At 70.7% G+C, this 11,039-nt stretch carries 11 protein-coding genes and 2 pseudogenes; 7 read left to right on the forward strand and 6 right to left on the reverse strand.

Going from position 1 to position 11,039, the window contains the following annotated elements; genetic code table 11:
- Positions 1–76: 76 nt before the first annotated feature.
- Positions 77–769, reverse strand: a complete 693-nt coding sequence (locus P1P70_RS31910; RefSeq protein ID WP_319243979.1) for a metal-dependent transcriptional regulator — start codon at positions 767–769, stop codon at positions 77–79.
- A gap of 389 nt (positions 770–1,158) precedes the next feature.
- On the opposite strand from P1P70_RS31910, the gene P1P70_RS31915 reads away from it, so the two are divergent.
- Together P1P70_RS31915 and P1P70_RS31920 are read left to right on the forward strand one after the other, a co-directional pair.
- Positions 1,159–1,920 (forward strand): SIS domain-containing protein, encoded by a 762-nt coding sequence (locus P1P70_RS31915; protein WP_319243982.1) that lies wholly within the window; start codon positions 1,159–1,161, stop codon positions 1,918–1,920.
- Between the two features lie 189 nt (positions 1,921–2,109).
- Positions 2,110–3,600: a PAS domain-containing protein gene (locus P1P70_RS31920; RefSeq protein WP_319243984.1), complete on the forward strand. Its 1,491-nt coding sequence runs from the start codon at positions 2,110–2,112 to the stop codon at positions 3,598–3,600.
- 56 nt (positions 3,601–3,656) lie between these two features.
- Here P1P70_RS31920 and P1P70_RS31925 read toward each other — a convergent pair.
- Positions 3,657–4,608, reverse strand: a pseudogene (locus tag P1P70_RS31925) (RNA-guided endonuclease InsQ/TnpB family protein); the annotation flags it as partial.
- Positions 4,609–4,719: 111 nt separating this feature from the next.
- Complete coding sequence (locus P1P70_RS31930; RefSeq protein WP_319243986.1) at positions 4,720–5,631, reverse strand: LysR family transcriptional regulator; 912 nt, start codon at positions 5,629–5,631, stop codon at positions 4,720–4,722.
- Between the two features lie 75 nt (positions 5,632–5,706).
- On the opposite strand from P1P70_RS31930, the gene P1P70_RS31935 reads away from it, so the two are divergent.
- The 4 genes and pseudogenes from P1P70_RS31935 to P1P70_RS31950 all read left to right on the forward strand — a co-directional run.
- Entirely contained in the window at positions 5,707–6,456 is a 750-nt protein-coding gene (locus tag P1P70_RS31935) for a glutamine amidotransferase-related protein (protein WP_319243988.1), read from the forward strand.
- A gap of 4 nt (positions 6,457–6,460) precedes the next feature.
- Positions 6,461–7,393, forward strand: coding sequence for a cysteine synthase family protein (locus P1P70_RS31940; protein ID WP_319243990.1), 933 nt, complete (start codon positions 6,461–6,463; stop codon positions 7,391–7,393).
- A gap of 28 nt (positions 7,394–7,421) precedes the next feature.
- Positions 7,422–7,592, forward strand: coding sequence for a hypothetical protein (locus P1P70_RS31945; protein WP_319243992.1), 171 nt, complete (start codon positions 7,422–7,424; stop codon positions 7,590–7,592).
- Between the two features lie 404 nt (positions 7,593–7,996).
- A pseudogene (locus tag P1P70_RS31950) lies at positions 7,997–8,164 on the forward strand (isopenicillin N synthase family oxygenase); the annotation flags it as partial.
- Positions 8,165–8,173: 9 nt separating this feature from the next.
- On the opposite strand, the gene P1P70_RS31955 reads toward P1P70_RS31950, so the two are convergent.
- Positions 8,174–9,274: a citrate synthase 2 gene (locus P1P70_RS31955; protein ID WP_319243994.1), complete on the reverse strand. Its 1,101-nt coding sequence runs from the start codon at positions 9,272–9,274 to the stop codon at positions 8,174–8,176.
- 162 nt (positions 9,275–9,436) lie between these two features.
- Here P1P70_RS31955 and pdxH point away from each other — a divergent pair, with 162 nt between their 5' ends.
- The gene (gene pdxH, locus P1P70_RS31960) at positions 9,437–10,066 is read left to right on the forward strand and encodes a pyridoxamine 5'-phosphate oxidase (RefSeq protein WP_319243996.1); all 630 of its coding nucleotides are present in this window, start codon (positions 9,437–9,439) and stop codon (positions 10,064–10,066) included.
- A 43-nt stretch (positions 10,067–10,109) separates the two neighbouring features.
- On the opposite strand, the gene P1P70_RS31965 is transcribed toward pdxH, so the two are convergent.
- Together P1P70_RS31965 and P1P70_RS31970 are read right to left on the reverse strand one after the other, a co-directional pair.
- A complete protein-coding gene (locus P1P70_RS31965) occupies positions 10,110–10,727 on the reverse strand; it encodes a TetR/AcrR family transcriptional regulator (protein ID WP_319243998.1) in 618 nt (205 codons plus the stop codon).
- A partial coding sequence (locus P1P70_RS31970) for an enoyl-CoA hydratase-related protein (protein ID WP_319244001.1) occupies positions 10,715–11,039 on the reverse strand: 325 nt, incomplete at its 5' end. The genes P1P70_RS31965 and P1P70_RS31970, both read right to left, overlap by 13 nt.

Raw genomic sequence — 11,039 nt, forward strand, 5'->3', positions numbered from 1 at the left:
GGGATCCACGGGCCGCGGACGAGCGGGCCGGGGGCGGTGCCGGTGCCGGTACGAGCCCGAGGGCGGGCCGGGAAGGTCAGCGCTTGGCGACGAACACGTGGGAGGCGACGTCCGCCCCCAGCTCCGCCGCCTCGCCACCGCTGCCCACGAGGACACCGCCGGCCGCCTCCGTCACGCTCACCACGGAACCGGGCTGCACGCCCGCGCGACGCAGCGTGTACATCAGCTGGGCGTCCGTCTGGATGGGCTCGCCGATGCGGCGTACGACGACGGTCTTGCCCTCCGCCCCCGGGTCGAGGTCGGCCAGCGACACCATGCCCTCGTCCAGGAAGGGGTCCGCGCCGTCCTTCTCGCCCAGCTCCTCCAGGCCCGGGATCGGGTTGCCGTACGGCGACTCGGTGGGGTGGCGCAGCAGCTCCAGGACGCGGCGCTCGACCGCCTCGCTCATCACGTGCTCCCAGCGACACGCCTCCGCGTGCACCTGCTCCCACTCCAGACCGATCACGTCGACGAGCAGGCACTCCGCGAGGCGGTGCTTGCGCATCACGCGCGTCGCCAGCCGACGGCCCTCCTCGGTGAGCTCCAGGTGACGGTCCGCGGCGACGGACACCAGACCGTCGCGCTCCATGCGCGCGACCGTCTGGCTCACCGTGGGGCCGCTCTGGTCGAGCCGCTCGGCGATCCGGGCGCGCATGGGGACCACGCCTTCCTCCTCCAGCTCGAGGATGGTGCGGAGATACATCTCCGTCGTGTCGATCAGTCCGGACATACGTGCCCCTCGATGAGATTCAGCCGGAGGCTCAGACGGCCACACCGGCTTGCTGCGGCTTGCTGCGCTGGCCCTGGACTCAATTCTTACGCATCCGGCTGACAACCGGGTGGCGGCGGGGGAACGACGGCGGTATGAGCCCGGTCAGGTGGCCGATTTGTGACCTGACGCCCCGCTTTTGGGCCGGCTCGCCCATGGGGGTGGGGCTGAGACCGGGGTGCGGGTGCGGGTGCCGGTGCGGCAGGCGGGGCTTCTCGCGCGGCCCCGTGCCCCTGGAGAGCGGTGTCCGCGCCCCGCGCTCTCCAGTATTGACACCCCACTGGTCCAGACCACTAACGTGATCGGCGTCACCAAGGACACGGACGCGGAGAAAGCGGAGGGGTCGGCGCATGGGGCTGGACGGCGGCACGGCGGGTGGGCGGTTCCTCGACGCGGCGATCGGGCTGCTCGAACGCGTACGGGACGACGAGGGAGAGTCGATCACCGCGGCCGGAGAGCTGATCGCGGACACGGTCGTCGCCGGCGGACGCCTGTTCGCGTTCGGCGCCGGCCACTCGTCGCTCGCCGCCCAGGACCTCGTCTACCGGGCCGGCGGACTCGCGCTGATGAACCTGCTGGCGGTCCCCGGCGCCGTAGGGGTGGACGTGATGCCCGCGACCCTCGGATCCGCGCTGGAGCGGGTCGACGGGCTCGCGACCGCCGTCCTCGACAGCAGCCCGCTGCGGGCCGGGGACCTGCTCGTGGTGATCTCGCTCTCCGGCCGCAACGCGCTGCCCGTGGAGATGGCCTCGCACGCCCGGGAACTGGGCGCGAAGGTCATCGGCGTCACCTCGGTCGCGTACGCCACGGAGACGACCTCCCGCCACTCCTCCGGCACCTTCCTCAAGGACCACTGCGACCTCGTCCTCGACTCGAAGATCGCGGTCGGCGACGCCGAACTCACCCTCGACACCATCCCCGCCCCCTTCGCCCCGGCCTCCACCGTCGTCACCTCGGCGATCCTGCAGTCGGTCATGGCCACCGCCGCCGCCTCCCTCGCGGACCGGGGCGTCGAACCGCCCCTGCTGCGCTCCGGCAACGTCGACGGCGGACTCGACTGGAACGACCGGGTCATGCGCGAGTACGGAGATCGGATCTTCTACCTGCGCTGACTGCGCCCCCGGATTCGTGGGAACGCTGAGAAGGGTGAGGAGGAAATCCGGCGTACAACGATTTCGTCCACATCTTGCGTGAAGCAGATGTGGGCTGGGTCACGTTCGAGTTGAATGATGGCGAGTGAGCGAACCGACGCGCCGTACCAGCCGTACATGCGGACGCAACGCAGCCTGCAGGGGGTTCAGGTGAGTGCTTCCCGGCGAAGTGGGGCCACCGACGAACTCGGGCCCGACAAGCCCGAGCGGAACGGCTCGACGAACGAGGACACCGAGGACATCGAGGACACGGTGAACACCGAGGACACCGACAGCACCGAGGGCTCCATGGACTCAGCGGATTCCACGGACTCCGGTGGGTCGGACCTCCTCGCCGCCCTCCTCGACGGGATGGACGCGGCCCTCTGCGCCTTCGACGCCGACGGCGTCGTCACCCACTGGAACCGCGAGGCCGAACGCATCCTGGGCTGGAGCGCCGAGGAGGCCGTGGGCCGCCGCGGCTTCGCCGGGTGGGCGGTCCGGACCGCCGACGCCGAGGAGGTCGAGGGGCGGCTGCTGGCCGCCATGCACGCCAGCGGCCGACAGGTGCACGAGTTCGCCCTGGTCACCAAGGACGGCGGGCGCGTTCTCGTCCGCACCCAGTCCGCCGCCGTGCGCGGACCCGACGGCAAGCCCGCCGGCCTCTACTGCGCCTTCAGCGAGGTCCACGCCCAGATCGACCTGGAGCGGTCCATCGCGCTCAGTGAGGCCCTCTTCGAGGACGCCTCCTGGGGCGTCGTCCTCGTCGACGCCGATCTGCGCCCCGCCGTCGTCAACGCCCACGCCGCCCGCTCCCTCGGCATCGGCCGCACCGCGGTCCTCGGACGTCCCCTCGGCGAACTGCTCGCCCAGGGCGCCGAGGAACTGGAGAACGCCCTCACCCACGTCCTCGCCGAGGGCGCCCCGCCCGCGCCCGCCGAGATCTGGGTCGGCGTCCGCACCCCCGACGGCGACAAACGCCGGTGCTGGCGCAGCGGATTCCTCCGCCTCGCCTCCCCGCTCGCCGAGGAACCCGTGCCGCTCGGCGTCGGCTGGCTCTTCCAGGACGTCACCGAGTCCAAACAGACCGAGCAGGAGGCCGCGCAGCTCCGCTTCCGCGCCAACCAGCTCCACCGGGCCGCACGCGCCGCCTCCGAGTGCGAGGACCCCGGCGAGGCCGCCACCGTCCACCTCGACTTCGCCCTCGCCGGCTTCGCCGACCACGCCCTCATCGACCGCGTGGCCGGAGGGTCGATCGCCGACGGCGAAGGACCCGCCCGGCTCGTACGCGCCGCCGCCACGCCCTCCGGCCGACCCGGCCCCAGCCATCTCGCCGGCCACGCCGGCATCCCCGTCCGCTACGGCCCCGGCCACCCCGCCCTGCAGTGCGTGGAGCGCGCCGGTTCGGTCCGCGCCAGCGCAGGTACGGCCGCACCGGAGACGGCCCGCGAATGGGCCACCGGGCGGCAGTGGCCCCCGGAGACCGTGCACGCCCTCTGCGCGGTCCTCCGCAGCCGCGGCCGCACCCTCGGCGTCGTCACCTTCCTCCGCGGCGCCGGCCGCAACCCGTTCGAACGCACGGACGCCGTCTACGCGGAGGACGTCGCCATACACATCGCGGCGGCGCTGGACCTGGAGGCGCTGGAGAGGTCGTCGGATTGACTTGCACCTCGGACTGAAGCCCGAGGATTCTGGCCTCCCGTTCCGTTGCTGTGCCGCTACGCGGCACGGGCTTGGGTCGGGAATCCGTGGCTTCCTGTTTCTTCGCGCTGTGCCAGAACGGGTTCTGGTCCTATCGGCGCTCCGCAGGCTGATACCGCCAGTCCGGCGGCCGTCTTCACGTTGATCGCGGCGTTGATGTCCCGGTCATGGACGGTGCCGCAGGCGGCACACGTCCACTCCCGGACGTTCAGGGGTTTGGGCCCGTCCTTGACGCCGCAGGTGGAGCAGATCTGACTCGTCGGCTCGAACCGGCCGATCTTGATCAGGGTGCGTCCGTACCGCTCCGCCTTGTACTGGAGCATGTCGATGAACGATGACCATCCGGCGTCGTGCACGGACTTGGCCAGCCTGGTGCGTGCTGCGGGCATCGGTGACCTTGACGTGGGCGCGAGCGACCTTGAGCCGGGCCTTGTCGCGGTTCTTGGATCCCTTCTGTTTGCGGGACAGCTCGCGCTGGGCCTTCTTCAGCTTCTTCTCCGCGCGGCGCAGGAACCTGGGGGAGTCGATCTTCGTGCCGTCGGACAGGACCGCAAAGTGTGTCAGTCCGAGGTCGATGCCGATCATCTGGTCGGTGGCGGGCATCCGGGCGGCGTCTGCGGCGGGGTCGGTGTCGATGACGAAGGAGGCGAAGAACCTGCCGGCCGCGTCCTTGACGACGGTGACCGAGGTGGGGGTGGCGGGCAGGGGACGGGACCACTTCACCTTCACCGCCCCGATCTTCGGCAGGTTCAGCCGGCCGTTGTCGGTGAGGTGCCAGCGGGCGTTGGCGGTGAACCGGATCGACTGCCGCGTGTCCTTACGGGACTTGAACCATGGTGCTCCCGCCTTCGGTCCCTTGCGTGTGCCCTTGAGGGAGGCGAAGAAGTCGCGGTACGCCTTCTCGGCGTCCCGCAGGGACTGCTGGAGCACCACTGCGGAGACCTCGCCGAGCCACGCGACGCTCCGCGTCGCCACGACGAGATTCGCTTCACCCCCGGCCTGAAGGCCGGAGCACTGCGAATGGATTCCGGTAGCACAAGCCCCTACGCCTCCGGATGCGGCAGTCGACGGGGTCGAGGGTCAGGGTCGGGCGGTTGCGGCGTGCCGGTGGATCGCCGCCGTGAGAGTCGTGGCGGGACCCGTCAGGCTGCCGTGGACGAGTTCGGTGCGGTGGATGAGGTGGGGGGTCGCGAGCGGGACACCGGTCACATCGGGTTCGTCCTCTCGGTGGTGTCGCACGGCGGACGTGGGGAGCAGGGCGAGTCCCGCACCGGCCGCGACAAGGGCCAGGAGACTGCGCGCATCGGTGCCGTCGTAGTGCAGGCTGGAGCGTAACCCGTCGGTGTGTGCGAGGTCCCGTAGCCGGTCCAGCGGTGTGGCGACGTCGGGTGCGTCGATCCAGACGGCGTCGACGAGGTCCTCCAGACGGAGTCGGCCACGGCTTGCCAGGGGGTGTGTGCCGGGCAGGGCCACGGCGACGGATTCCTCGGTCAGGGCGACCGTGGTGAGCGGACCGCTGTCGAGCAGGCGGAGCGGGTCGCTGGCGGCGGTGACTCCGTCTACGAGACCGAGGTCCGCGTCGCCGTTGGCGACGGCCTCGAGGACACCGTCACGGCCCATGGTTCTCACGGCGATCGTCAGTCGCGGCATCGAGCGCTGCAGGTCGGTGAGTACGGCGATGGTGTGCCGGACGTCGGCGAGCGGCGACGCCCCGAGGGTCAGACGGGCAGGCGGTTCGCCTGACAGGCGCTGGACGTCGGTCCGGGCGGCGTCGAGGCGCAGCAGGAGCGGCGTGGCGTGCTCCAGGAGCCGCTGCCCGGCCTCGGTCGGGATGACCGGGCGACGGTGGAGCAGTTGCACCCCGAGGTCCTTCTCCAACGCGGCGACCTGCTGGGAAACCGCGGACTGGGTGTAGCCGAGGTCGCCCGCGGCGGCGGAGAAGGACCCTTCACGGGCTACCGCCACGAAGGTGCGCAGGAGGTGGACATCCATAGCCATAAGTATCTCTGATAGTTCGACGATGATTTCTCGTTGGACTGATAACTGCGGGCTGCGCACGATGAGCCCATGGAGAGCAACGACGAGACGCATACGGCGAAGGTGGCACTCGTGGGCGACCGGTCGCCGCACGTGCGGTCCCACACGCGGATCCCCGTCCTGCTGGAAAACCTGCGGCAGCGGGACGGAATCGCCTTGGACGCCTACTGGGTACCGACCGAGGAGGCGCACGCCACCAGGCTGGACCGGTTCGACGCCATCTGGCTGCTGCCCGGCAGCCCGTACCGCAGTGAGACCGGCGCGCTCCAGGCAGCCCGTATCGCCCGGGAGAACGGCATCGCCTACCTCGGTACCTGCGGTGGGTTCCAACACACACTGCTGGAGTTCGCGCGCAACGTCTGCGGGCTCACCACTGCCGACCACGCCGAGAACACTCCGCACGCGGAGAGCCCGCTGATCTCACCCCTGGCCTGTTCCCTCATCGGGCACGAGGGCGTGGTCAGCATCACCCCGGGCTCGGCGGCCGAACGTATCCTCGGCGTGGACCGGACCGTGGAGCGCTACCACTGCGGGTACGGGCTCAATCCCCAGTACCTGGATGTCCTGTCCGCGCACGGCATGCGGTTCACCGGTCACGACGGCCCCGACGTACGGATCGCCGAACTGCCGGGCCATCCCTTCTTCCTGAGCACGCTCTTCCAGCCCGAACTCGCCATCGATGACGGACGGTGTCATCCGGTGGTGCGCGCCTTCGCCTACGCCGCCGTCGCACACGCTGCCGGCCGGGCCACCGTGCCTGCCGCAACCGGCAGAGGGTAGGGCGATGCGACCAGGAACGCTGGCCGCGATCGGCAACACGCCGCTCGTGGAACTGCGGCACCTCGCGCCCTCGACCGGTGCCCGGGTGCTGGTGAAGCTCGAATACCTCAACCCGACTGGCGCCATGAAGGACCGGCTGGCGTTGGCGATGGTCGAGGGAGCCGAACGTGACGGCACGCTCGTCCCAGGGATGACGATCGTCGAGTACACCGGCGGCAGCACCGGCCCGGGGCTCGCGCTGGTCTGCGCGGTCAAGGGGTACCGGCTCAAGATCGTCACGTCGGCCTGCTTCAGCGACGAGCCGCGGCGGCTGATGCGGGCGCTCGGCGCCGACGTGGAGGTACTCGACGCCGCCGTCGCACCCGGTACGGTCACACCGACCGACATCGACGCGATGCGCGCCCGCGCCGCTGACCTCGCCCGACAACCGGGCCACTACTTCACCGACCAGTTCAACAACCCGTATGTGGTCGCCGGTCTGCGCGACGGACTCGGTAGGGAGATCCTGGACCAGAGCGCGCACCTGCCAGTGGCAGCGTTCTGTACCGGTATCGGCAGTGCCGCGTCCCTGCTCGGTGTGGCAGCAGCGATCCGTCGGCGCGACCCGCGCCCCCGGATCGTCGGCCTGGAGCCGGCCGGATCGCCAGGTATCACCGCCGGCACCCGGGGCGTCTTCGCGATGCAGGGCTGGAGTGGCTTCGCCCCACCGCTGTTCGACATGGACGCCGTCGACGCGGTCGACATCATCAGCGACGACGACGCGTGTGCGACAACGTCCCGCCTGGCCGAGGAGGAAGGCATCTTCACCGGTGTCTCAGGCGGTGCCAACGTGTACGGGGCGCTGCGCCTCGCGGCCCGGCTGCCGCCAGAGACGGCCGTCGTCACGCTGGCACCCGACTCCGGCTACAAGTACCTGGGTAGCGGCCTCTTTGGATAAGCCGTTCGTCAGCTGGGAACTTGCCTCGATGCTTCGCCGTCAGACCCCGGGGGCAGCGCAGCCTCGCCACGTCGTCGGCCGGCCGACCGGCCTGATCAACGTCGGCCCCCGGGATGTGCGGCTGCTGCTACGGGGCGACGGCTACAGCTGTGCCGAGCGCGACGACATCGCCGAACGATCCCTGCGAAAAAGCGCTTGAACGCCTCCAGCTCGCTTCCTAGAGTGAGGGGCACGTGAGAAGGGAGGTGATCGGGTACATGTATGAAACCCGGACGCACGAGGTGGCTGCGGGCTAACGGCCCTGCACCACACACAGTGCGGTGCCGGACCAGCGCGTACTGAGCGCGCAGCCGGCCCAATCTCAAGCAGTCACCCGACCCGCAGGCTCGCCGGTACGTCCGGCCGGCTTCTTCGGTCCTCAGGGGCCGGAGGGACCCAGAGTCTGCGGGTCGTCTGCGTTTCGTAGGGCGCAGTATGCTTTCACCATGCTTCCGATACTCGTTCGACGCCGGCACGTGGATTTCGTGCGCGTCACGAGCATGGGCTGTCGGTTCTCCGCCTGAACCCCGGACCCGGCCCCAGCCCTCTCTTCTCACTTTCGGACGTGTGGAGCCGCTGGTCTTTCCGTACGCCTCCACGGCGCCCGGGGTGACCGACGATCCGGGGAATCCGCTCTTCGCCGAGTACGGCTTCAACGAGCTGAAGGGGAAGCTGCGGGCGCATCCGCTGGTCGCCGAGCGGCATCACGCGGGGCTGCTCAGCCCCGCGTGACGGCCCCTGCTAGCGGGCGATGTCCGCGTAGCCCTCGATCTCCTGGGGGCTGCGCACGCCGGGGCCCACGTAGCGCGCGGAGGGGCGCACCAGTCGTCCCGTGCGCTTCTGTTCGAGGATGTGCGCCGACCAGCCGGCCGTGCGGGCGCAGGTGAACATCGAGGTGAACATATGGGCCGGGACCTCGGCGAAGTCCAGGACGATGGCCGCCCAGAACTCGACGTTCGTGGCGAGGACACGGTCGGGGCGGCGGGCGTGGAGTTCGGCCAGGGCGGCCTTCTCCAGGGCCTCGGCGACCTCGAAGCGGGGGGCGCCGAGGTCGCGGGCGGTGCGGCGCAGGACGCGGGCGCGGGGGTCCTCGGCGCGGTAGACGCGGTGGCCGAAGCCCATGAGGCGTTCGCCCTTGTCGAGTGCCTGCTTGACGTAGGCGTCGGCGTCGCCGGTGCGTTCGATCTCCTCGATCATGCCGAGGACTCGGGAGGGGGCGCCGCCGTGGAGGGGGCCGGACATGGCTCCGACGGCGCCGGAGAGGGCCGCCGCGACATCCGCGCCCGTCGACGCGATGACCCTCGCCGTGAAGGTGGAGGCGTTCATGCCGTGTTCGGCGGCGCTGGTCCAGTACGCGTCGACGGCCGCCACGTGCTTGGGGTCGGGCTCGCCGCGCCAGCGGATCATGAAGCGTTCGACGACGGACTGGGCCTTGTCGATCTCGCGCTGCGGGACCATGGGCAGGCCCTGGCCGCGCGCGGACTGGGCGACGTAGGAGAGGGCCATGACGGCGGCGCGGGCGAGGTCGGCGCGGGCCTGCTCCTCGTCGATGTCGAGGAGGGGTTTGAGGCCCCACACCGGGGCGAGCATGGCGAGCGCGGACTGGACGTCGACGCGGATGTCACCGGAGTGGACGGGGATGGGGAACGGCTCGGCGGGCGGGAGGCCGGGGCGGAAGGCGCCGTCGACGAGGAGGCCCCAGACGTTGCCGAAGGAGACGTGGCCGACCAGGTCCTCGATGTCGACGCCCCTGTAGCGGAGGGCGCCGCCTTCCTTGTCCGGTTCGGCGATCTCCGTCTCGAACGCGACGACTCCTTCGAGCCCGGGTACGAAGTCGGACATCAGGCGGCTCCTCTTGATGCGTGCGACAGGAAGACAGGCGGTTCCAGCACCATACGCCTGAGTGCCACTTTTGGGGAGAGTCCGCGGCACTCAGTGCCACTTCTCCTCCGGTCCGCGTTCGTACGGCAGGATGAACATGTGAACGATCACGATCCTGCTCTCATGCGCAAGCAGTACCGCGCCGACGGGCTCGACGAGAGCGAGCTGGCCGCCGGTCCCATGGAGCAGTTCGGGCGGTGGTTCCTGCAGGCCGCGCAGGAGGGAGCGGTGTTCGAGCCGAACGCGATGGTGGTGTCGACGGCCGATGCCGAGGGGCGCCCCTCTTCTCGTACGGTGCTGATGAAGGCGTACGACGCGCAGGGCTTCGTCTTCTACACGAACTACGCCTCCCGCAAGGCCCGTGACCTGGCGGAGAACCCGTACGTCTCGCTGCTCTTCCCGTGGCACGCGCTGGCCCGGCAGGTGATCGTGACGGGTACGGCGGTGCGGACCGGGCGGGACGAGACGGCGGCGTACTTCCGGACCCGGCCGCACGGATCGCAGTTGGGGGCGTGGGCCAGCGCGCAGTCCTCGGTGATCTCCTCCCGGGCCGAACTGGACGCCGCGTACGAGCAGTTGCACGCGCGCTATCCGGAGGGGGAGCAGGTGCCGGTGCCGCCGAACTGGGGTGGTTTCCGGGTGGTGCCGCAGAGCGTGGAGTTCTGGCAGGGGCGGTGGAACCGGCTGCACGACCGGCTGCGCTACGTGGCGGAGCCGGACGGGTCGTGGCGGGTGGAGCGGCTGAGTCCCTGAGGTCGAGCCTTTGGTGTCGAGCCCTTGATGTCCCGGGGACGCCTCAGCCGAGTTTCTCGTCGAGCAGGGCCGCCCATTGGGCCACCACCTTGTCGCGGCGGCCGGTGTCGTCGGTGAGGAGGTTGGCGAGGCCGAGGCCGCGGGCCATGTCGAGGAGGCCCTGGACGGTTTCGCGGACGCCGGGGACGGTCTCGTCGGCGCGCAGGAGGTCGACGGCGATGCGGTGGGTCTCGCGGCCGACGCGGGCTTCGAGTTCGGTGACCCGGGAGCGGAGCTGCTCCTCGTTGGAGGCGGCGACCCAGAGGTGGAGGGCGGCGCGGAAGAGGGGGCCGGTGAAGAGGTCGACGACGGCGGAGACGACGGCGCGCCGGTCGGCGGTGCCCTCGGGGAAGAGGGCGCGCAGGGCGAGGGAGCGCTCCTCGGCGACGTATTCGACGGCGGCGGTGAACAGGTCCTCGCGGGTGCGGAAGTGGTGCTGGGCGGCGCCCCGGGAGACGCCGGCGCGTTCGGCGACGACCGAGACCGTCGAGCCGGCCCAGCCGTGTTCGGCGAGGCAGGCGACGGCGGCTTCCAGGAGGCGTCGGCGGGTGGCGCGGCTGCGGTCCTGCTTGGGGCCGCGCTCCACGACCGGCCATGTCTCCGTCATGCTCACAACACCCATCCCGGGTCCCGTCCTTCTAGGAACGCCGTCATGCCCTCGCGGGCGTCGGCGGAGGCGAACAGCCGGGACGAGAGGCTGGTCAGTTCGCCCGCGTCCGCGTCGAAGTTCTCCAGCACCTTAGCCGTGAGCAGGCGTTTCGTCTCCGTCAGGGCCCTCGGTGCGGCCCTGCGCAGTCCGTCGAGCACGGGTTCGAGCAGCTCGTCGACATCGGCGCCGGCCATCGTGAGCACGCCGATGCGGACGGCTTCGGCGGAGTCGAACCTCTCGCCGGTGAGGTAGTAACGGGCGAGGGCGCGGGGGTCGGTGCGGGGG

The organism is Streptomyces sp. MB09-02B (genome assembly GCF_033794485.1).
Classification (GTDB): domain Bacteria; phylum Actinomycetota; class Actinomycetes; order Streptomycetales; family Streptomycetaceae; genus Streptomyces.

What these genes read in the sequence shown, in the direction of transcription:
- P1P70_RS31910 (WP_319243979.1), bottom strand. Translation starts at nt 769, where the DNA reads ATGTCCGGACTGATCGACACGACGGAGATGTATCTCCGCACCATCCTC.
- P1P70_RS31915 (WP_319243982.1), top strand. Translation starts at nt 1,159, where the DNA reads ATGGGGCTGGACGGCGGCACGGCGGGTGGGCGGTTCCTCGACGCGGCG.
- P1P70_RS31930 (WP_319243986.1), bottom strand. Translation starts at nt 5,631, where the DNA reads ATGGATGTCCACCTCCTGCGCACCTTCGTGGCGGTAGCCCGTGAAGGG.
- P1P70_RS31935 (WP_319243988.1), top strand. Translation starts at nt 5,707, where the DNA reads ATGGAGAGCAACGACGAGACGCATACGGCGAAGGTGGCACTCGTGGGC.
- P1P70_RS31940 (WP_319243990.1), top strand. Translation starts at nt 6,461, where the DNA reads ATGCGACCAGGAACGCTGGCCGCGATCGGCAACACGCCGCTCGTGGAA.
- P1P70_RS31945 (WP_319243992.1), top strand. Translation starts at nt 7,422, where the DNA reads ATGCTTCGCCGTCAGACCCCGGGGGCAGCGCAGCCTCGCCACGTCGTC.
- P1P70_RS31955 (WP_319243994.1), bottom strand. Translation starts at nt 9,274, where the DNA reads ATGTCCGACTTCGTACCCGGGCTCGAAGGAGTCGTCGCGTTCGAGACG.
- pdxH (WP_319243996.1), top strand. Translation starts at nt 9,437, where the DNA reads ATGCGCAAGCAGTACCGCGCCGACGGGCTCGACGAGAGCGAGCTGGCC.
- P1P70_RS31965 (WP_319243998.1), bottom strand. Translation starts at nt 10,727, where the DNA reads ATGGGTGTTGTGAGCATGACGGAGACATGGCCGGTCGTGGAGCGCGGC.